This window comes from Streptomyces sp. NBC_00285 (assembly GCF_036174265.1).
Lineage (GTDB): Bacteria > Actinomycetota > Actinomycetes > Streptomycetales > Streptomycetaceae > Streptomyces.
This window is the reverse complement of the sequence record NZ_CP108055.1, coordinates 5,832,810-5,852,810: the sequence shown is the minus strand read 5'-3', so window position 1 is coordinate 5,852,810 and position 20,001 is coordinate 5,832,810. Positions and strand designations below refer to the sequence as shown.

Below are 20,001 nucleotides of genomic sequence, written 5' to 3'. Positions count from 1 at the left end.
TTACGGCGGCGTCATGGCTGTTGCCCGGCACGTACGTGCTGCCTGCTACCTGCCAGCTTCGGTTTTGGCGTTGGCGTTGGCGTCGGCGTCAGTCGGCCAGGAGCTTCTTCACCACCGCGGCGACCCGGCCGCCCTCCGCCAGGCCAGCCACCTTCGGGTTCACGATCTTCATGACAGCGCCCATGGCCCGCGGCCCCTCGGCGCCGGCCGCCTTCGCCTCCTCGACGGCCTGGACGACGATGTCGTTCAGCTCGTCGTCGCCGAGCTGCTTGGGCAGGTACCCGGCGAGCACCTCGCCCTCCGCCTTCTCCCGCTCGGCGGACTCGGGACGACCACCCTGCGCGAAGGCGTCCGCGGCCTCGCGGCGCTTCTTCGCCTCCTTGGTGATCACTTTCAGGACCTCGTCGTCGGAGAGCACGCGCTTCACCTTGCCCGCGACCTCCTCCTTGGTGATCGCGGTGAGCGTCAGCCGCAGCGTCGAGGAGCGGAGCTCGTCGCGCTCCCTGACGGCGGCGGTGAGGTCTTCCTGCAGCTTCGACTTGAGCGTGGTCATGGGTTTGATTGTCGCAGGTGTACGACGGTCGGCGCCCGCGCATTTCGCGAGAGCGGTGGCGTCCTCGGCGACCGCCGGGAGTCGGTGTCCGCCGGGTCTGACACGATGGACGTATGCGCGCGCGATACGGAGTTCCCCTGGGAATCGCGGCGGTTGGCGCCGCCGGTCTGCTTTACTCCGCGGGTTTCGAGACCCGCTCCTTCCGCCTGCGACGGGTGACGGTCCCCGTCCTGCCGGCCGGCATGCGCCCGCTTCGGGTGCTCCAGGTCTCCGACATCCACATGGTCGGCGGCCAGCGCAAGAAGCAGCGCTGGCTGCGCTCGCTGGCGGGCCTGCGCCCGGACTTCGTGATCAACACGGGTGACAACCTCTCGGACCCGCAGGGCGTGCCAGAGGTACTGGACGCGCTCGGCCCGCTGATGGAGTTCCCGGGCGCTTACGTCTTCGGCTCCAACGACTACTTCGGCCCCTCGCTCCGTAACCCCGCCCGCTACCTGTACGAGAAGGCCCAGGGCCGGCACGGCCTGAACGGCAACGCGCCCGCCGTGGACGTCGTCCACAACCCGTGGGAAGACCTGCGGGACGGTTTCGGCGCGGCGGGCTGGCAGAACCTCACGAACACGCGGGGCATGCTGAAGATCGAGGGCGTGTCGGTGGAGCTGACCGGCCTGGACGACCCGCACATCAAGAGGGACCGGTACACGGAGGTGGCCGGCGGCCCGTCCGGCGCCGCGGACTTCTCGATGGGCGTGGTGCACGCCCCGTACCTCCGCGCCCTGGACGCCTTCACCGCGGACGACTACCCGCTGATCCTGGCCGGCCACACCCACGGCGGCCAGATCTGCCTCCCCTTCTACGGCGCGTTCGTGACGAACTGTGATCTGGACACCGACCGGGTGAAGGGCCTGTCCAGCCACACGGCGGAGGGCAGGACGTCGTATCTGCACGTGTCGGCGGGCTGCGGCGCGAGCCGCTACACACCGGTGAGGTTCGCGTGCCCGCCGGAGGTGACGTTGCTGACGCTGGTGGAGCGGGCGGTGTAGGGGGGTCGTGGGGCGGGCGTGGGCCGGTCTTGGGCCGGCGCCTCCGTGCCTTGCGGGCCTTCTGGCCTTCTGCGCGCTCGGCGTCTCCGCTCCGGTAGGTGCGGCGTGGAGTGGTGTGGGGTGGGGTGGGGCGGGGTGGGGATTAACCCGCACAGTCCGCCCGTATTGCCCCTTTTGTCAGTCCTGCCTAGCGTGAGGGCATGACCGCGCCGATACCCAGGGACATCCCGGACCTCCCCGCAGTGCCGGGCATGCCCACATTCCTGCCCTGCCCCGTCCCCGCCACGGCGGTGGTGGCTCCCGTACGGCATCCCGTGGCCGCCGCCTACCGCGTACTGGTGGCCATGGCGGCCGCGGCAACCGTGACCGCCGAAGTGCTGCAGACCAGCCCGGTCCGCGCTCTGAGCTACTTCTCCGTCCAGAGCGCGATCCTCCTGGCCGCGGTGCTCCTGCTCTCGGCCCGCAGAGCCTGGACCGCCCGCCACCCCCTGCCATCGGCCTTGACAGGCGCGACACTCCTCTACGCCACGATCACCGCCCTGGTGTACCACCTGCTCCTGGCGAACGCGTCGAGCCCGTTCTCCCTGACCGGATCCGCGGCGGCCCCGACGGGCTGGCACGCGGTGACCGCCCATCTCCTGCATACGGTGATCCCGGCGGCGGCGGTCCTGGACTGGCTGCTCCTCACGCCCCCCGGCCGCCTGCACTTGCGCCGGGCGGCAACCTGGCTGGTGTACCCGCTGGCGTACCTGGCGTTCTCCTTCACCCGAGGGGAACTGATCCCTCCGGGTACCGGCGGCCGCTACCTCTACCCCTTCCTGGACGTCGACCTCCACGGCTACAAGAGCGTCCTCGGCAACGCCCTCCTCCTCGGCCTCGCCTTCTACGCCCTCGCGATTGTGCTGGTCGCCCTCGACCACGCCCGCCCGAACCCCATCCGCCACCGCCCCAAAACCGGATTTCGTCTCCAGCCACCGGTGGGCTAAAGTAAACGACGTCGCCGCGGCTAGCAGCAGCAGCGACAATCGGGGTGTAGCGCAGCTTGGTAGCGCGCTTCGTTCGGGACGAAGAGGTCGTGGGTTCAAATCCCGCCACCCCGACAGTTACAACACCAGAGGGCCCTCACCGAGTCGGTGAGGGCCCTCTGGTATTGCTGAATGTTCTCGCTGTGCCCAGCGGAGGTTCGCCGGTGGCCGCTGACGCAGACCGTAGAGGATTGGCCCGGCCGCCAGGCTGTGCTGGGCTGCGTTCGTTGCGGGCCGAGAAGGCGTGGGATGTCCACCGTTCCCGGGAAACTTCAGCGCTGTGCAGTTGGTCGCTGGAACCATCCTCGGCGTATTGGCGTGCAGATACCGGGGGAGCGCCTGGGATGCCGTCCCCATCGGGACAGGCCTGCAGGGGCCGACAAGCGGATACGAGTACGGACCACATGGATTCGATCCACGATGACGTAGCGGAGTTCGCGTCACTGCTGACGTGTCTGAAGGAGCGCACCGACCGCAGTTACGCGGCACTGGCCCGCCGACTGGACGTGCACGCCTCCACCCTGCACCGCTACTGCTCCGGAGAAGCAGTCCCGCAGGACTTCGCCGGAGTCGAGCGGTTCGCCGCACTCTGCGGCGCCTCCCCCGAAGAGCGAACGGAGTTGCACCGCCGCTGGATCGTGGCTGTCGCGGCACGGCAACGACCACGCCCGTCCGATGGCCGACGGGCATCGGCCGCATCCGCATCCGCGAACCACAGCAGCCCTGCGGCTGAGACGCCGGAGCCTGCCCCACCCGCCGACCCGCGGCCCCGCGCCGGCCGCCTCCGACGGTGGCCCGTGCGAACGCCGGCGCTGGCGGTCTCGCTTGCCGTCGCGCTCGTCGGTCTCGCCGCTTCCGTTGCCGGGCCCTTTTCTGTCGGCGGTGCGTCGTCGGCCCCCACCCGCATCACACCGGAACGCTCCACCCCGGCCGCACAAAGCGGCCACAGCTCCCAGAAGAACCGGGCGAACGCCGGCACGGCCCCACAGGTGGCTCCTCTCACCTGGACCGCCAACTCCCACACGCTCGGACTCAGTGGTTGCGGCGAGGCCTACGTCGTCGCCAAGCCGCCGCGGCAGGTCCCGCCGCCACCACACCCGGAAGACATCGCGGCGTGGGTCGACTCCCAGCGTGCGGTGCACGGGGGCTCCACCGGCGTGCAGATCACGGTGCAGGGACGCGGCTCCGCCGCCGTCGTCCTGGAGGCCCTCCACGTGCGCGTGGTCAACCGCGTCGCCCCCGCCGTCGGCCGGGGCATCCTCTACTCCTTGAGCGACGGCTGCGGCGCCGGCATCACCCCCCGCTTCTTCTCCGTGAACCTCGACGCGCACCTGCCCCTGGTCCGTTCGATGCCTGGCGACAACGCGGCGGGCACGCCGATCCCCGCGATCGACTTCCCCTACCGGGTGTCCCTGCAGGAACCCGAAGTCCTGGTGGTCTCCTCGCTCAACGAGTCCTGCACCTGCGACTGGTACCTCGACCTCGACTGGTCCTCCCAAGGCCGTACCGGCACGGCCCGTATCGACGACCACGGCCGTCCCTTCCGTACCACCAGCACCAAAGGACTATTGGGCTACCGGTACGACCGCATCTATCACCACCCCGGTCGCTGGGTCCCGATCCCCGCCGCCAACATGGCGGCAACCGGCGACTGACGAAGTGACAGGTCACGTGGCCCGCCCGGCAGTACGGCCGGCGGGAGCTGGAGCATGTCCGGCCCCGCCGACAACCTCACGACGTATCTGTCCGGGGAGCACAAGCATGGGTCCGGGCCGCGTCGTCTCGGTGCACCGCGGAGCAGGGCCCGCCCGTGTGCGCCATCAGCGCTACCGGTGCCACCCCCGGCCGAAGCCGGAAGCGGACCCCAGGCGGAGCTGCTGTGTCGTCAGCGGGCGCTCGTTGTGCGGATGTCGGTGACGTCGCCGAACACCGGCTCAAGTTTCACGACGAGGTCGGTCCTCACCGTCGGCGACTCCCCGCCGCCGAAGGAGTGGGTGACGGCGATCTCGCCGCTGTTGGCACCCTCGCTCACCGTCCAGTCCACCGGAGCGTTCTGGGCACGCAGGACGCCGTCCACCTTGTTCTTCTTCTCCCAGGCCTGCAGCTTCTTGGCGAAGGCGGGCGTCAGGTAGTGCGTGCGCAGCGCCTTGACCAGTGCAGTGTCCGGGCCCACGGGGGCGTCCTTGGCGTCGACGTACGCGCCGAAGAAGTCGGCAACCCGGGTCACCGAGTCACCGGTGCTGCCACTGACCGACCGGTCCGCGGCGGACGCCTTCACAGAGGCGATGCTCGTGGTGCGGATGTCGGTGATCTGGCCGGTCGGCTCCTGCTTCACGATGAACCTGGTCGTCGTCGTGGGCGACTCCCCGCCGCCGAAGGTCAGGGTGACGACGACCTCGAGGCTGTCGCCGACCTCGCTCACCGTCCACTGCACCGGGATGTTCTGGGCGCGCAGAACACCGTCCACCTTGTTCTTCTTCTCCCAGGCCTGCAGCTTCTTGGCGAAGGCGGGCGTCAGGTAGTGCGTGCGCAGCGCTTGACCAGTGCAGTGTCCGGGCCCGTAGCGTCGTCCTTCGCGTCGATGTAGGCGCCGTAGAAGTCGGCGATCTGGGTCACCACGTCACCGTTGAAGCCACTGACCGACGGCGACGCGGCGGACGCCCTCACGGATGCCTTGGTGGGAGCGGGGGCGGTGGCCTGTGCCGCCGTCTGCGTCGACACGCCGAGTCCGACGGCCAGGACGAGACCGGCGGCGAAGGCCGCACGGCGGCCCGGGATGCGACGTGTGTGGATGTTCCTGCTCATGTCGTGTCTTCCTTCTTGGTCGGTGGTCGATAGGGAGTCGCTCCCGGTCCGCGTCCGATCGGAGGACATGACGGCCTGACCGCCCGGTCGGGCGGGAGTCGGCCGGATGTCCCCACCCTCAAGGTCGTGGGGCGTCGGGCAGCGCAGGACGCCACCACCCGTCGGAGGACAGAGGGGCACACGGATGCCAGGTACGCAGGCACAGGGCGGGAGTCGTCACCTGGCTGCTACCGAGGCCCTCAAGCCACCCCGGCCGGTGCGACATCCACAGCTTCGGAGACGCCGGGGACCCACCGCAACCACCACCGCCGAACCCGCAACGACGCAACCGTCTCACCCACCCTGAGCTGCACAAACAGGCACTGCCTGAGACGCCGTCCTGGGATGCGGAGATGACCTCGCGCCCTTTCGGTGGGTCTCCGGCCCCTCAATTACGTGATCTTGCGGGAAAACCTGGAAGGTGCGGCAGAGGTCGGGGTGTCTGCGGTGGCGATGGAACGGGGAGCTGACCGGCTGCTTGAGGTCGATCTTTCGGACCGGTCGTCCGGAGGCGCGGACGATGGCTTCGAAGTCACGGTCGTAGCCGGGGACTCCGAGATCCTCGCCGTACGACTCCGGAGCCATTGGGAAGCCGATCCCGCTTCCCAGGCTCTCCCAACGCCTTGCGAGACCCCTCGACACCAAGAACCTGACCCGCGGAACGCCGGATCGGCCCGGCAGGTGTCGGACTCGTCACGACTTCATCGGTGACGAAGAAGTCGCGGGATCCCATCCCACCGCCCCGGCGTCCGGTGAGTGGTGCTCCGCGTGCGACAAGCGACGAGTATGCCCCGCGGATGACGCACGCCTCTGGCTGCGGACACGAGAGGAGTCCTGACGCTCGGTCACAAGGAAGTCATGAATTGGAATGCGCGGGTGATCGGAAGGCTGATCACCGAGAAAATGTCACTCGATGTCTACCGAGATTGTCCGGTGCCTGCGGGCTGGTGAGCCTCAGGGACGAAGGGGTGCGGCATGAGCGCTTACCGTTTCAATCCACCGCCGGGTTGGCCTGTGCCACCTGAAGGATGGATGCCGCCGCCGGACTGGCGGCCCGACCCCTCGTGGCCCCCGCTGCCGGCGGGGTGGCAGTTGTGGGTGCCGGAGTCCGGGGCCGTGGGCGCCACCATTGTTGTCGATCCTGCCCCAGGAGCCTCCGAGATGCCGGACGCCGCCGCTCCCGACAGTACGGCGGCGGTGACGTCGCCGCGGAAGGGCGGGCTGTTCGGGCGCCGTCGTGCGGATGCCGTGTCCGAGGCCGACGAGCTGCGGGCATGGATCACCAGGACACAGGGGCTGGACGCCGCGCGGGTCGCGGTCCTCGTACGACAGGTCGAGGTAGAGGCTGTCGCGCTGCGCGAGACGGCGTCGGCCCAGGCCGTCGAGGAGGCCGAGGGGATCCTCAAGGACGCGCGCGAGACGGCGAAAGAGATCCTGGCGGACGTGCGCCGGACTGCGAAAGAGACAGAGCGGGTACGCAAGGAGGTTGACCGTCACCGCAAGGACATCGTCGACGCCGAGCGGCGACTCGCCGAACTGCAGGGCCAAATCGTCAACGCCGACGAGATCGCCATGCTGCAGGAAGCCGGGATCTATGCCTACCGGCACACGCTGCACGACGCGATCGCCTACCGCAGTCGGCTCGACACACTGCAGAACGAGATCAAGACACTCGCTCGTGCGGGCCGCGCCGCACAGGCGGCCACGGACTGGACGGTCAACGGCTCCAAGCGCGAGGGCCAGAAGATGGTCCGCGACTTCTCCAAACTCATGCTGCGCGCCTACAACGCCGAAGCCGACTACGCCGTGCGGTCGATGCGACCACACCGACTGAGTTCCCTCGTGGACCGGCTCTTCAAGAGCCGCGAGACGATCGCCAGGCTGGGCGCCACCATGCACATCAGGATCACCGACGAGTACCACAACGCGCGCGTAGGGGAGTTGGAGCTCACCGCCGACTTCCTGCAAAAGAAGGAAGAGGAGAAGGAGGTTCAGCGCGAGGTGCGCGCCCGGGAGCGCGAGGAAGCAGCGGTCCAGCGGGAACTCGACCGGCAACGGGAGAAGCTGAACAAGGAACTCAGCCACTATCAGGTAGCACTCGAACGCCTGCGCGAGCGCGGTGACGAGGCGGCTGTGGCGGAGATGCAGGCCAAACTGGCCGAGGTCGAAAGCGCTCTGCAGGACGTCGAGTCCCGCGCGGCGAACGTCCGCGCCGGCTATGTGTACGTCATCTCGAACATCGGGGCCTTCGGAGATCGGATGGTGAAGATCGGCATGACACGTCGACTCGAACCTCTGGAGCGTGTCTACGAGTTGAGCGGCGCGGCCGTGCCCTTCCGCTTCGACGTGCACGCGCTGATCTTCAGCAAGGACGCGGTCGGTCTGGAGACTGAACTCCACCGGCAGTTCGCCTCGCAGCGGGTCAACCAGGTCAACAGTCGTAAGGAGTTCTTCTATGTCACCCCGGCGGAAGTGCGCAACGCGCTGCAACGGTTCGCCGGGCAGCACCTGATCGAGTTCACCGAGGAACCCCAGGCGTTGGAATGGCGGGCCGGCAGGCGTACGGGCGATGCCGGTGCCGCCGCCGCAGGTGTGGGAGCCCGAGGAGCCGCCGCCGGGACCGCTTGATGTGCGGTGGGGCATCACTACGATCATCGCCATGGACTGGCTGGAGCGTGCCGCGAAGTTGAGGCAGTGGAGCCGGGACGGGGTGCGGGCGCCTCACAAGCCGTTGCTGCTGCTGTACGCGCTGGGCCGGTTTCAGGCGGATGCCGCGGACGAGTTGCCGTACAGCGCGGTGGAGGGGGATCTGAAGCAACTGCTGGCGGAGTACGGTCCGTCGCGTGGGACCACGCCCGCCTACCCCTTCCACCACCTGGTCAGCGACGGGGTGTGGGAGGTGCGGACCGAGCACGGCGTCGGCAGCCCCGGCACCGGGGTGCGGGAACTGCGGGCCGGTCGGGCCACCGGGCGGCTGGCCCCGGATCTTCAGGTGGCGTTGAAGCGGGAACCGTCGCTGCTGGGCCGTATGGCACGGGTGCTGCTGGATCTGCACTTCCCGGCGTCGCTGCACCAGGATCTGTGTGACGCGGTGGGCCTGGAACCGGAACTCGCCGAGACCGACACTCCGGCGGTACCCGCGAGGCGGCAACGGGACCGGCGGATGCGGGAGTTGGTGCTGACCGCGTACGAGTACCAGTGCGCCTTCTGCGGCTACGACGGCATGATCGGCGCGGCGCCGGTAGGTCTGGAGGCCGCGCATGTGCGCTGGTGGGCGTTCGACGGCCCGGACGACGTCGACAACGGGCTGTGCCTGTGCTCGCTGCATCACAAGCTCTTCGACAAGGGTGTCCTCGGCATCGGAGACGGCCGACGCATCCTGGTCTCGCAGCGATTCGTCGGCCGCAGCCAGGCTGCTCGCGTGCAGGTCACCGCACTCGCCGGCCGCCCGCTCACCGGCCCTCAGCCCGGGGCCCTGCCCATCGCGGCAGCTCACCGCTCCTGGCACACCGGCCAGGTGTTCCGCGGCAGCCCGCGCCCGGCCACCGCCTGATCCCACGGCCCACCGGCCAGGAGCGCGGCACCGAGAGCACAGTCTGGGCCAAGGCGGGCCTACGGGTTCCGGCTGGGCCTGGTCGAACACCGACTCGCGCGGTGATGTCCAGGAGGTCACCGTCGGGCCGTAGGCGCCGGAGTCCTCGTCGGTTGCCTCGGCTGTGATCTCGCGGTCGGGGTCGCGGGTGGCGGGGATTCCCTGCCAGGACTCGGCCGAGGCCAAGGCCAAGGCCAGGGCGAGTTGGGGGTGGTGGGTGGGGGTGTTGGTGAAGCGGTCCTTGAGGAACACGCCGCCGCGGTACTCGACCGTCTCGTCGGGCTGGTGTTGCGCTCGCACTTCACGACCTGCGGGGTGTGCACCCCGCCGTGCGGACGGCCTGCCAGATCGACCCGTTTCACGGCGCAGCCTCGGAGGCGTACGTCGTCCGGTTGGTGACTTTTCCGGTCTGCGGGTCCGAAAAGGTGATCTGTTCCGCTGATCGGATGATTGCGCAAGCTTTAAACTGTTGTCGTGGAAACAGCGGAGACAGTGCGGGCGCCGGACGTGACCGGGTGGGAAGTCGCCGTCCTGGACGGCGGACCGGCCGACGGGATGCGGGTCAAGGTCGTCGACCGGCCCCGGGTGGTGCAGGTGACGTATCCCTGCCAGGCGGACGGTGCGCCGGCCGGGGTGCGGGTCGAAGGGGTCTACGTCTACCGGCTCGACCACGGGGTGACGGACGAGCCACTGCGGTACGGGTTCGACATCGCCTGCCCCTGACGCGGCCCCAGGCGCCGCCCCCGACGCGCTCAGTCGGCGGGTTGCGCAACCGTCGAACGGTGGAGTGTCCGGTGCTCGTAGCGGGCTCTCGCCCTCGGCAGGGCCACGGCGTACAGCGCGAGGACGGCCGCCAGGAGGGCGTAGTACACGCCGGGCAGCGGGGTCAGGCCCAGGGCCGGGCCCAGCGGCGACGCGGGGAGCAGCAGGCCGACTCCGGCCAGCCCGGCGGCGGACCAGGTCACCGGGCCCAACCGCCTGCCGCCCCGCCGTCCGCCTCGTCCGCCTCGTCGGCCGAGTGACAGCAGCACCATCACCAGCGCCTGCGTCAGCAGGTTCTCCGTGAACCAGCCCGAGTGGAACAGCGCCTCGTCGTCCCCCGGCCCCCTCAGGGCCAGCGCGAGGACGCCGAACGTCGCCAGGTCGGCCACGGCGTTCAGTGCGCCGAATCCGACGATGAACCGGAGCAGTTCCCGGGGCTCCAGCACACGCGGACGGCGCAGCACGGACGGGGCGGGAAGGTCGTAGGCGAACGCCAGTTGGGCCGCGTCGAAGCACAGGTTCTGCACGAGGACCTGGGCCGGGAGCATCGGCAGGAACGGCAGGAGGAGGCCCGCGGAGAGCATCGCGATCACGTTTCCGAGGTTGGAGGAGAGCGTGATGCGCAGATACGTGGCGATGTTGCCGCCCGCGTGACGGCCGGCGGCGACCGCGTGGCCGATCGCGGTGAGGTCCTTCCCGGCGAGTACGAGATCGGCGTTCTCCCTGGTCACCCCGGCCGCGTCGGGTGGTGCGACGCCTACGTCGGCGGTCCGCAGGGCGGGCAGGTCGTTGACGCCGTCGCCGAGGAAGCCGACCGTGTGGCCGCCGGCCTGGAGGGCTCGGGTGACGCGGGTCTTGTGGTCGGGGGTGCAGCGGGCGAAGACGGTCGTACGGCGGGCCAGTTCGGTGAGTTCGGCGTCGGTGAGGGTGTCGAGGCGGTCGGCGGTGACGACACCGGCCACCGGCACCCCCAGATCACGGCAGGCCCGCACCGCGGTGCCTGGGTGGTCGCCGGTGAGGACCTTGACGGCGACGCCCTGTCCGGCGAGTCCGGCGAGGGCCTCGGCGGCGGTGGGGGCGAGGTCGTCCCGGAGGGTGACCAGGCCGCGGAAGGTGAGGCCGTGTTCGTCGAGGCGGCTGCCCGCGGGGCGTTCGGCGGTGGCTACCGCGAGGACGCGCACTCCGTCCGCGGCCAGGGCGTCGGCGAGGTCGAGGAGTCGGGCGCGCTCGTCGTCGGGCAGGGAGCAGCGGAGCAGTACGGCGTCCACGGCCCCCTTCGTGATCAGGGTCTGCGTGCCGAGCCGGCCGGGAGTGCGGACGACGACGGTGGCCAGGCGGCGGACCGGGTCGAAGGGGACGGCCGTGACGCCGTCGTACGCCATGAGCGCGTCCTCGTCGGCGGCGGCGAGCAGCGCCTCGTCCAGGGCGTCGGGGGCCGGCAGGTCGGTGAGCTGGAGGGACCACCAGGCGGCCGCCGCCGCCCAGCGCAGTACGCCGGGGTCGTCGTGGCCCGCGGCGTCCAGTGCGCGGTCGACGACCGGGCGGTCCTGGGTGAGGGTGCCGGTCTTGTCGACGCACAGGACGTCCATGGCGCCGATGTCGTGCAGGGCGGGGAGCCGCCGGACGATGACGCCGTGGGCGCGGGCGAGGGGGGCGGCGGCGCGGGCCAGGCAGGCGGTGACCAGGACCGGCAGCATCTCGGGGGTCAGCCCGACCGCCACCGCGACGGCGAAGGGGAGGGTCTCCAGGCCGCGGCCGCGGAGGGCGGCGTTCGCCATGAGCACCAGGGGCGGAGTCAGCAGGGCGAAGCGGATCAGGATCCAGGAGACGCCCTGGACGGAACGTTCGAAGGTGGTCGCGGGGGGCTTTCCGGTACGGCGGTGAGCTGCGGCGAACAGGGTGCCGGCGCCGGTCGCAGTGACGACTGCGATGGCGTTGCCGGAGGCGACACTGCTGCCCTGGAAGCAGAGCCGGGGGTGCGCGAGGATGCCCGTGCCGGACGTGTCGTCATCCATGCCGGCGTCATCCGCGACGGCGTCATCCGCACCGGCGTCCGCGGCCTTCTCCACCGGTGCCGACTCTCCGGTGAGCGCGGCCTGGTGGACCGTCAGTCCGGTCGAACGCAGCAGTCGTACGTCCGCGGGAATCAGGTCGCCCGGGACGAGCCGTACGACGTCGCCGGGGACGAGTTCCTCGACCGGGATCTCCCGGGTGACCGGTGGCGTGTCGTCGTGGGCCCGGCGCTGGACCGTGACCGTGTGGGCCACCAGGCGGCGCAGTCCCGCCGTGGAACGGTCGGCACGGTGTTCGCCCGAGGCGCGCAGCACACCGCTGACGACGACAAGCAGGAGGATCACCGAGGCGGTGCCCCAGGCGAGCACCGCGGCCGACACCAGCCCCAGGCAGAGCAGCACCGCGGTGAACGGGTCGCGCAGGCTGCGGGCGAACAGTCTGGGCCAGGAGGGGTCCCGGCCGTCGGGAATCACGTTCTCCCCGAACCGCGCCAGCCGCTCTCCGGCCTGTGCCTCGGTCAGCCCTCGCGGACCGCTGTCGAGGCCGCGGAACACTTCGAGGAGACCGGCGGCGGAGGAAACGGCCTGGTCGGAGCCGGGGGTGGGACGGGCCGTGCCGGGTGTGCGGCGAGGGACGGTCGGTCCGGCGTCGACCGTAGAGGGGACTATCCGCAGGGCCGGAGGAGGAGCGGGTTCGAACGACGAGGCCGGGTCCCTGGACTCCGACGCCAGGTCACCCACATCAATGGCCCCGCCCCCACTCCCAGCCGAAGCCGAAGCCGAAGCCGGACCCGAAGCCAGAACCGGGCTCGGACCCGGATGCGCGGGCGGCGCGGGCGCGTCAGCCGGCCGGTCTGCCTGCCTGCGCGCCTCCGACTCCTCAGGCACCGGCCTCGCGCAGTCGGTCCGTCGGTGTGATGGAGGTCTCTCGGGCCGTCAGCTGGCCGACCATGACGCGGACCACGGTCACGATGTCGGGGTCGTCGACGTAGTAGACCTGCCGTCGGCCTTCGCGGCGGGCGCGGACGAGGCCGGCGAGTTTCAGTTTCGCCAGGTGCTGGCTGACCGCGGGCAGTGCGCCGCCGACCCGGTCGGCGAGGTGGGTGACATCGCTCTCGCCCTGGGACAGGGCCCACATGATGTGCAGCCGGGCGGCGGAGGCGAGGAGTCCGAACGCGGCGGCCGCCTCGGCGAGCACGTCCGCCGAAGGGTCCTGGAAAGCGCCGACGACCTTCGCCACAGTCCGCTCCGTTCCGTCCTCCGCCGCGTGTGTCCGGCCAAGTGTAGGGCGGCACGGTGATCGTCCCGCTTCGTCCGGTACCGGTCCCTCCCCTCGTGGGGACCGGTACCGGAGGAAGCGGTGGACCGTGGACGGAATGTGACCGAGAAAGTGCGGCGCGCTGGGTGGAATACCGGGCGCCGGACTGATGGCCTGTGATGGCGTCGCCCGGTGGCTGCGCCGTGGACTCATGATCCTGCCAGCGCAGGGGCCAACAGAGGAGGTTCCGGTAGGGGAGACGGTGCGTCGCCGCAGGTCAGCCATATAAAGTGGGTTTTCCGGTCCGGATTGAACCGCGAGGGAAGTAAGGGGTGGAACCTTGAGTTCCGACTCAGGGACACGCACGGCCTTCGCGGAACGTCTTGCTCTGCTGTACCGGGAGGCGGGAAATCCGCCGCTCAAGCGGGTGTCCGAGGGAGTCGGCCGGCTCCAGCGTGTCGACGAGCGGGGGCGGCCCGTCCGGGTGTCCGCGCAGCGGATCAGCGACTGGCGGCGGGCCCGGAACGTACCCGCTCAGTTCGCCGTGCTGACCGCCGTGCTGCACATCCTCATTCCCGAGGCGCGGCGAATCAGTCCCACCCCTGTCGCGGCCGGACTGTACGACCTGGGCCAGTGGCAGCGGCTGTGGGAGCGGGCGGTGTCGCCGGAGGAGGACGAGGGTGCCTCGGCCGACGCCACGGCCCCCGCGCCCGCCGGTGTCTGCCCGTACCGCGGTCTGGCCTCCTACCGGCGCGAGGACGCCCGCTGGTTCTTCGGCCGGGAGCGGAGCGCGGAGGCGCTGGTCAAGCTGCTGCGTTCGGCGTCCGAGTCCGGCTCGGGCGGTCTGGTGATGCTCGTGGGCGCCTCGGGCGCGGGCAAGTCCTCGCTGCTCAACGCCGGTCTGGTGACCGCCCTGGAGGAGGGCGCGCTCCTCGGTGACGCCGAGGACGGCGGCCGTACGATCCTCCAGCTCGTGCCGGGCGCCGATCCGGTGACGGAACTGACCCGTCGTATACCCGAGTTGGAAGCCGTTCTTTCCGGCGCAGACAGCGAGATGACCGACCGTCCTCCTGAATTCGCGTCCGCCGTGCGGGAAGCGGTCGCCTCGTGGGATCGGCGCGGGGCCGCCGCCGCCCCGCCGGTGGTGATCGTGGACCAGTTCGAGGAGGCGTTCACGCTCTGCGCGGACGAGACGGCCCGGCGTACGTTCGTCCGGCTGCTGCACGCCGCGTGCACGCCGGAGGGGCCGGATGCTCCCGCGCCCGCCCTCGTGCTCCTCGGCGTCCGTGCCGACTTCTACGAGCGCTGCCTGAACCACCCCGAGCTGGCCGACGCGCTCCAGCACCGGCACATGGTGCTCGGGCCGCTGACCGGCGGGGAGCTGCGCGAGGCCGTGACCGGTCCGGCCCGGGCCGTGGGCCTGGAGCTGGAACCGGGGCTCGCCGAGCTGATCGTCCGGGAGGTGAGCGCCGACGGTCCGCGGGGGGCACACGACGCGGGCGTGCTGCCGCTGCTCTCGCACGCCCTCCTCTCCACCTGGCAGCGCCGCAAGGCGGGCCGGCTGACCCTGTCCGGCTATCGCGCGGCCGGCGGTATCCAGGGCGCGGTCGCGGCGACGGCCGAGCGGGCCTGGACGGGTCTGGACCCGGCGGCGCGTACGGCGGCCCGGCTGCTGCTGCTGCGCCTGGTGCGCCTGGGCGAGGACACCCAGGCCACCCGCAGGCGCGGCACCCGGCGTCAGCTGGCCGCGGAGTCGACGGACCCGGGCAAGACGGAGGAGTCCCTGGAGGCGCTGGTGCGCGCCCGCCTGGTGACCCTGGACGCGGACACCGTGGAGATCACCCACGAGGCCCTGCTGACGGCGTGGCCGCGGCTGCGCGAGTGGATCGACGAGGACCGCAGTGATCATCTGCTGCGCCAGCGGATCGAGGAGGACGGCCGGTCCTGGGAGGGTTCCCACCGCGACTCCTCGCTGCTGTACCGGGGATCGCGGCTGGAGCAGGCGCGCACCTGGGCGAAGTCCGCCGGGGACACCTTCCTGACCCGCAGCGCGGTGGAGTTCCTGGCCGCCTCGGTCCGGCTGCGCCGGCGCACGGTCCTGATCGCCCGGGGCGCGGTGTCGGCACTGGTCGTCCTCGCGATGGTGGCCGTCGGGTCGGCGGTGGTCGCCTGGCAGCAGCGCAACGACGCGGTGTTCGAGCAGGTCGTCGCGGAGGCCGACCGCGTCCAGTACACGGACCCGTCGCTGTCCGCCCGGATCGACCTGGTCGCCCACGGTCTCCGGCCCGACGACGAGGGCACCAACACCCGGCTGATCTCGATCGTCAACGCGCCGCTGGCCACCTCGCTCACCGGCCACACCGGCGCCGTCTACCTCACCTCGTTCAGCCCGGACGGCAAGCTCCTCGCCACCGCCAGCTACGACCGGACCGTCCGCCTGTGGGACGTCAGCGACCGCGCTCACCCCAGGGCGCTGGGCAAGCCCCTGGCCGCTGGCACGAGCTGGGTGAGCAGCGCGGTCTTCAGCCCGGACGGCAAAACCCTGGCCAGTGCCGGGGACGACGGGACGATCCGGCGGTGGGACATCACCGACCCGCGCCGCCCGAAGCCCCTCGGCGCTCCCCTGGCCGGCCATCGCGGCACGATCTACCTGATCGCGTTCAGCCCGGACGGGCGCACGCTGGCCTCCGCCGGCGAGGACCGCACCGTACGGCTGTGGAACATGCGCGACGCGAAGGAGCCGTCCCGGGCGCTGACCGGCGCCGGTGCCGCCGTGCGTTCCGTGGCATGGAGCCCGGACGGGCACACGCTCGCGGCCGGTGGCGACGACGACACGGTCCGGCTGTGGGACACCACGGATCGGCTGCGGCCGACGGCGTACGACCGGGTGCTGACCGGGCACACGGGGCTGGTGCACTCGGTCGCGTTCAGCCCGGACGGGACCATGCTCGCCAGCGGCAGTGCGGACGACAGTGTCCGGCTGTGGGACGTGTCCGACCCGGCCGACCCGAGTCCCGTCGGCTCGCCGCTCACCGGCCACACCGGCCCGGTCTGGTCCGTGGCCTTCAGTCCCAGGGGCGGCATGCTGGCCGCCGCCAGCGCGGACAGCACGGCGAGCCTGTGGAACGTGAGCGATCCGGAGTACCCCTCACAGGTCGGCGAGCCGCTCGCCGGAAGCAGCGGTGAGATGTACGCGCTGGGCTTCAGCCCCGACGGCCGTACGCTCGCGACGGGCAGCGGCGACAGCAAGGTGCGCCTGTGGTCGATCCCCACGTCGGACATGGTCGGCGGCAACGGGGCGTTCCGACCCGACGGCAAGGTGCTCTCCACGGCCGCGCGCGACGGCCGGATCCGGCTGTGGGACGTCCGGGATCCCGGACGTCCGGTGGCGCTGAGCAAGCCGTTCCTTCCCGGGGACACCGGCCAGCGCGCCCAGGTGTTCTCGCCCGACGGCCACACGCTCGCGGTGACCACGGGCGCGCAGTCCGTGCGCCTGTGGAACGTCACCGACCCGGCCCACCCGACCCCCTATGACTCCCTCATCGGGCTGCGCACCCGGTTCATGGGCCCCGACGCACTGGCGTACAGCCCGGACGGGAAGACCCTGGCCACCGCCTACACCGACCGCACCCTGCAGCTGTGGGACGTCGCCGACCCGGCGCATCCACGGCCGCTCGGCGCGCCGCTCACCGGCCACAAGGGCTACATCAACGCCCTCGTCTTCAGCCCGGACGGCACCACCCTGGCCAGCGGCAGCGCGGACGGCACGATCCGGCTGTGGAAGCTGGGTGCCGCCCGACCGCCCACTCCCCTCGGCACGCCGCTCACCGGGCACACCGGCCCGGTCAACGTGCTCGCCTACAGTCCGGACGGCACGACCCTGGCCAGCGGCAGCGACGACGACACAGTCCGGCTGTGGGACGTGTCCGACCCGGCCCGGGCCCGTCAGTCGGGCGCCGCGCTCACCGGTCACACCGAGGCGGTCGTGTCGCTGACCTACCGCAGGGACGGGCGCACCCTGGCCAGCGGCGGCAACGACAACACGGTCCGGCTGTGGGACGTGTCCGACCCGGCCGAGGCCCGCCGTATCGGACAGTCGATGAGTCCCAACGCCAAGACCGGCAACTTCCTCTCCTTCAGCCCCAACAGCCGCATGCTCGGGGTGTCCAGCGGCTCCGACACCATCCGCCTGTGGGACCTCGACGTCGACGACGCGATCAGCCATATCTGCGCCACGACCGGGAACGTCCTGACCCGCGAGGAGTGGGAGAAGTACCTGCCGCGGCTCTCGTACGATCCTCCGTGCGACTGACCCGTATGACGTGATCCCGCTCACAACTTCTCCCCACAGCAGAGCAGTCCGCTCCCGCTGTCCGGACAGCCTTGTTAGTCTTGGCCACAGCCCGACCGCTGGTGCATCCCCCGTCGCCAGCGGTCGGGCGTTTCCGTGCCTGGTCAGGCCATGGGTCAGGTCATGGGCGGGCCCGGCCGGGTCATAGTCTGGGTCGGTGCGTATCACTGTCGTCACGGCCGTCCACGCCCCGTCCGCCCGCTTCCTGCCAGAGGCCTACGCCTCCCTGTGTGCGCAGGAGTTACCCGCCGGCTGGGAGTGGCGGTGGCTGATCCAGGAGGACGGCCACACGGACGAGGTCCGGCCCTACGTCCCCGACGACCCCCGGGTGACCTTCCGGCAGGGCCGGCCCGGCGGACCGGGTGTCGCCCGCACCATCGCGCTCGCACACGCCGTCGGGCCGTACGTGAAGGTCCTGGACGCCGACGACCAGCTCACCGAGGGCGCGCTCGCCCGGGACCTGGCCGCGCTCGAGGCCGACCCCGCGGTCGGCTGGGCGACCTCCCGGGCGCTGGACCGGCTGCCGGACGGCTCGACGTCGGGTTTCCCCGGGGATCCCGCGGAGGGTCACGTCGAGCGGGGTGCCGTACTCGCGCACTGGTCGGCGAACGACTTCCGCGCGCCGGTGCACCCGGCGACCCTCTTCGTGCGCCGGGAGCTGCTGCTCGCCCTGGGTGGCTGGATGGCCCTGCCCGCCTCGGAGGACACCGGCCTGCTGCTGGCCCTGGACGCGGTGAGCCGCGGCTGGTTCACCACCGAGCCCGGCCTCCTGTACCGCAAGTGGGACGGCCAGATGACCGGCCACGCCGACCACGTCGACACGGCCGAGCGTGCGGCCCGGATGGCGGTGGCGGAGCGGCGGGCACGGTCGCTGGCCACGTTCGAGTGGACCTTCTAGGGGTTTTCGTCCCCTTCGCACCTCCATGCCGCCGCGAGGCAGTCGGGAAGTGACGACAGCGCTGGGGCGTGTTCCGAAGTTGCCGGGCCCGCCCTCGGGGCGGACGACGCCACTCTCGGAACACGCCCTGGCTCACTTGTCGAACCCGAGCTCCAGCATCCGGATCGCGTTGCCCCGCAGCAGCTTGTAGGTCACGTCCTCGGACAGCCCGGCCACGTGCTCCCACGCGACCTTCTTGGTGTTCGGCCAGGTCGAGTCGACGTGCGGGTAGTCGGTCTCGAAGGTCGCGTTGTCCACGCCCACGGTCTCGATGGCCTCGATGCCGTGCTTGTCGCGGAAGAAGCAGCAGAAGATCTGCCGGTAGTAGTACGTCGACGGCGGCTCCGGGATCAGGTCCCTGACGCCGCCCCAGGCACGGTGTTCCTCCCAGACGTCGTCGGCGCGTTCCAGGGCGTACGGGATCCAGCCCATCTGGCCCTCGCTGTACGCCAGTTTGAGCCGAGGGAACTTCACCAGGACCCCGGAGAACAGGAAGTCCATCATCGAGGCCATGGCGTTGTTGAAGGAGAGGGAGGCCTGGACTGCGGGCGGGGCGTCGGGGGACGCGGCCGGCATCTGCGAGCTGCTGCCGATGTGCATGTTGACGACCGTCCCGGTCTCCTCGCAGGCCGCGAAGAACGGGTCCCAGTAGCCGGAGTGGATCGACGGCAGCCCCAGATAGGTCGGGATCTCGCTGAAGGTGACGGCCCGTACGCCCCGTGCGGCGTTGCGGCGGATCTCCGCGACCGCGAGCTCGACGTCCCACAGCGGGATCAGGCACAGCGGGATCAGCCGGCCCCCGCTGTCCCCGCACCACTCCTCGACCATCCAGTCGTTGTAGGCGCGCACACAGGCGAGCCCGACCTCCTTGTCCTTGGCCTCGGAGAAGGTCTGCCCGCAGAACCGCGGGAAGGTCGGGAAACACAGGGAGGCCTCGACATGGTTCATCTCCATGTCCTCGATACGGGCCTTCGGGTCCCAGCACCCCCGCCGCATCTGCTCGCGGGTGATCCCGTCGAGGGTCATCTCGTCCCGCGAGAAGCCGACGGCCGCGATGATCCGCTTGTACGGGAACAGGTCGCCCTCGTACTCCCACCAGTCGGTGAGCTGGCCTTCCGGATCGGTGGTGAACCGGTACTTCCCGCCGACGTACGCGAGGTCCCCGATGCCGGCGGTGATCGGTTTCGGCCCCCTGTCCCGGTACTTGGCCGGGAGCCAGGTCTCGAAGAGATGCGCGGGCTCGATCACGTGATCGTCCACGCTGATGACTTTGGGGATGTCCCTGATTCCAGGTCCCGTTCCGGATCCGGTCCCGCTCTCGGTGGTGACGGCCATTGCCTGCCCCCTAGCCGGTATCTGATGGGTCGTCAGATTGCAGGCTAGGGGGCGGGTCCTACGACGGCAAGGGCTTCCGGGGGTTCGGCGCGACACGGCGGCCATCGCTACCCGGGCCCGTTCACGGAAGGCTTCCAGTTTGTCCACCGCCTCCTCGACGAGCCGGGGCGCCGGGTCTCCTCCGGCCGGCACCGGCACCGGCACACCGCGCGGGCCCGTGCCCCGAGTTCCGCGACGAGGCCGGCGAGGCTCTCGGGGTCACGGGAGTTGCCCACCGCCCCACCGCCCC

At 70.9% G+C, this 20,001-nt stretch carries 15 protein-coding genes and 1 tRNA gene; 9 read left to right on the top strand and 7 right to left on the bottom strand.

The features are described from left to right. Positions 1-88: 88 nt before the first annotated feature. The gene (locus OHT57_RS26935) at positions 89-553 is read right to left on the bottom strand and encodes a GatB/YqeY domain-containing protein (RefSeq protein WP_328749082.1); all 465 of its coding nucleotides are present in this window, start codon (positions 551-553) and stop codon (positions 89-91) included. 113 nt (positions 554-666) lie between these two features. On the opposite strand from OHT57_RS26935, the gene OHT57_RS26930 reads away from it, so the two are divergent. From OHT57_RS26930 to OHT57_RS26915, 4 genes are all read left to right on the top strand, one after another. Beyond that, positions 667-1,596, top strand: coding sequence for a metallophosphoesterase (locus OHT57_RS26930; RefSeq protein ID WP_328749081.1), 930 nt, complete (start codon positions 667-669; stop codon positions 1,594-1,596). Positions 1,597-1,796: 200 nt separating this feature from the next. Further along, complete coding sequence (locus OHT57_RS26925) at positions 1,797-2,582, top strand: Pr6Pr family membrane protein (RefSeq protein ID WP_328749080.1); 786 nt, start codon at positions 1,797-1,799, stop codon at positions 2,580-2,582. Positions 2,583-2,622: 40 nt separating this feature from the next. Beyond that, positions 2,623-2,696, top strand: a tRNA-Pro gene (locus tag OHT57_RS26920). Between the two features lie 329 nt (positions 2,697-3,025). Next, on the top strand, positions 3,026-4,276 hold the full coding sequence (locus OHT57_RS26915; protein WP_328749079.1) for a helix-turn-helix domain-containing protein: 1,251 nt from the start codon (positions 3,026-3,028) through the stop codon (positions 4,274-4,276). A gap of 230 nt (positions 4,277-4,506) precedes the next feature. Here OHT57_RS26915 and OHT57_RS26910 read toward each other — a convergent pair whose 3' ends face one another. Together OHT57_RS26910 and OHT57_RS26905 are read right to left on the bottom strand one after the other, a co-directional pair. Further along, a complete protein-coding gene (locus OHT57_RS26910) occupies positions 4,507-5,088 on the bottom strand; it encodes a hypothetical protein (protein ID WP_328749078.1) in 582 nt (193 codons plus the stop codon). Positions 5,089-5,135: 47 nt separating this feature from the next. Continuing rightward, positions 5,136-5,426: a hypothetical protein gene (locus tag OHT57_RS26905; RefSeq protein WP_328749077.1), complete on the bottom strand. Its 291-nt coding sequence runs from the start codon at positions 5,424-5,426 to the stop codon at positions 5,136-5,138. Positions 5,427-6,626: 1,200 nt separating this feature from the next. On the opposite strand from OHT57_RS26905, the gene OHT57_RS26900 reads away from it, so the two are divergent. Together OHT57_RS26900 and OHT57_RS26895 are read left to right on the top strand one after the other, a co-directional pair. Then, positions 6,627-8,093, top strand: a complete 1,467-nt coding sequence (locus OHT57_RS26900; protein ID WP_328749076.1) for a DUF4041 domain-containing protein — start codon at positions 6,627-6,629, stop codon at positions 8,091-8,093. Positions 8,094-8,124: 31 nt separating this feature from the next. Continuing rightward, positions 8,125-9,018 (top strand): phosphorothioated DNA-binding restriction endonuclease, encoded by an 894-nt coding sequence (locus tag OHT57_RS26895; RefSeq protein ID WP_328749075.1) that lies wholly within the window; start codon positions 8,125-8,127, stop codon positions 9,016-9,018. 116 nt (positions 9,019-9,134) lie between these two features. Here the strand turns inward: OHT57_RS26895 and OHT57_RS26890 are convergent, their stop codons facing one another. After that, a complete protein-coding gene (locus tag OHT57_RS26890) occupies positions 9,135-9,419 on the bottom strand; it encodes a polymorphic toxin type 24 domain-containing protein (RefSeq protein WP_328749074.1) in 285 nt (94 codons plus the stop codon). A gap of 130 nt (positions 9,420-9,549) precedes the next feature. On the opposite strand from OHT57_RS26890, the gene OHT57_RS26885 reads away from it, so the two are divergent. Further along, positions 9,550-9,780: a hypothetical protein gene (locus OHT57_RS26885; protein ID WP_328753341.1), complete on the top strand. Its 231-nt coding sequence runs from the start codon at positions 9,550-9,552 to the stop codon at positions 9,778-9,780. 29 nt (positions 9,781-9,809) lie between these two features. Here the strand turns inward: OHT57_RS26885 and mgtA are convergent, their stop codons facing one another. Together mgtA and OHT57_RS26875 are read right to left on the bottom strand one after the other, a co-directional pair. Beyond that, on the bottom strand, positions 9,810-12,506 hold the full coding sequence (mgtA, locus tag OHT57_RS26880; protein WP_443053630.1) for a magnesium-translocating P-type ATPase: 2,697 nt from the start codon (positions 12,504-12,506) through the stop codon (positions 9,810-9,812). Between the two features lie 205 nt (positions 12,507-12,711). Further along, positions 12,712-13,071: an ArsR/SmtB family transcription factor gene (locus OHT57_RS26875; RefSeq protein ID WP_328749073.1), complete on the bottom strand. Its 360-nt coding sequence runs from the start codon at positions 13,069-13,071 to the stop codon at positions 12,712-12,714. A gap of 358 nt (positions 13,072-13,429) precedes the next feature. Here OHT57_RS26875 and OHT57_RS26870 point away from each other — a divergent pair, with 358 nt between their 5' ends. Together OHT57_RS26870 and OHT57_RS26865 are read left to right on the top strand one after the other, a co-directional pair. Continuing rightward, complete coding sequence (locus OHT57_RS26870) at positions 13,430-17,401, top strand: nSTAND1 domain-containing NTPase (protein WP_328749072.1); 3,972 nt, start codon at positions 13,430-13,432, stop codon at positions 17,399-17,401. 196 nt (positions 17,402-17,597) lie between these two features. Next, complete coding sequence (locus tag OHT57_RS26865; protein ID WP_328749071.1) at positions 17,598-18,338, top strand: glycosyltransferase family 2 protein; 741 nt, start codon at positions 17,598-17,600, stop codon at positions 18,336-18,338. Between the two features lie 132 nt (positions 18,339-18,470). Here OHT57_RS26865 and OHT57_RS26860 read toward each other — a convergent pair whose 3' ends face one another. Beyond that, positions 18,471-19,712 (bottom strand): amidohydrolase family protein, encoded by a 1,242-nt coding sequence (locus tag OHT57_RS26860; protein WP_328749070.1) that lies wholly within the window; start codon positions 19,710-19,712, stop codon positions 18,471-18,473. Positions 19,713-20,001 lie beyond the last annotated feature (289 nt).

Excerpts from the sequence above, each read along its gene's own strand:
- OHT57_RS26935 (WP_328749082.1), bottom strand. The coding sequence starts at position 553 with ATGACCACGCTCAAGTCGAAGCTGCAGGAAGACCTCACCGCCGCCGTC.
- OHT57_RS26930 (WP_328749081.1), top strand. The coding sequence starts at position 667 with ATGCGCGCGCGATACGGAGTTCCCCTGGGAATCGCGGCGGTTGGCGCC.
- OHT57_RS26925 (WP_328749080.1), top strand. The coding sequence starts at position 1,797 with ATGACCGCGCCGATACCCAGGGACATCCCGGACCTCCCCGCAGTGCCG.
- OHT57_RS26915 (WP_328749079.1), top strand. The coding sequence starts at position 3,026 with ATGGATTCGATCCACGATGACGTAGCGGAGTTCGCGTCACTGCTGACG.
- OHT57_RS26905 (WP_328749077.1), bottom strand. The coding sequence starts at position 5,426 with ATGAGCAGGAACATCCACACACGTCGCATCCCGGGCCGCCGTGCGGCC.
- OHT57_RS26900 (WP_328749076.1), top strand. The coding sequence starts at position 6,627 with ATGCCGGACGCCGCCGCTCCCGACAGTACGGCGGCGGTGACGTCGCCG.
- OHT57_RS26895 (WP_328749075.1), top strand. The coding sequence starts at position 8,125 with ATGGACTGGCTGGAGCGTGCCGCGAAGTTGAGGCAGTGGAGCCGGGAC.
- OHT57_RS26860 (WP_328749070.1), bottom strand. The coding sequence starts at position 19,712 with ATGGCCGTCACCACCGAGAGCGGGACCGGATCCGGAACGGGACCTGGA.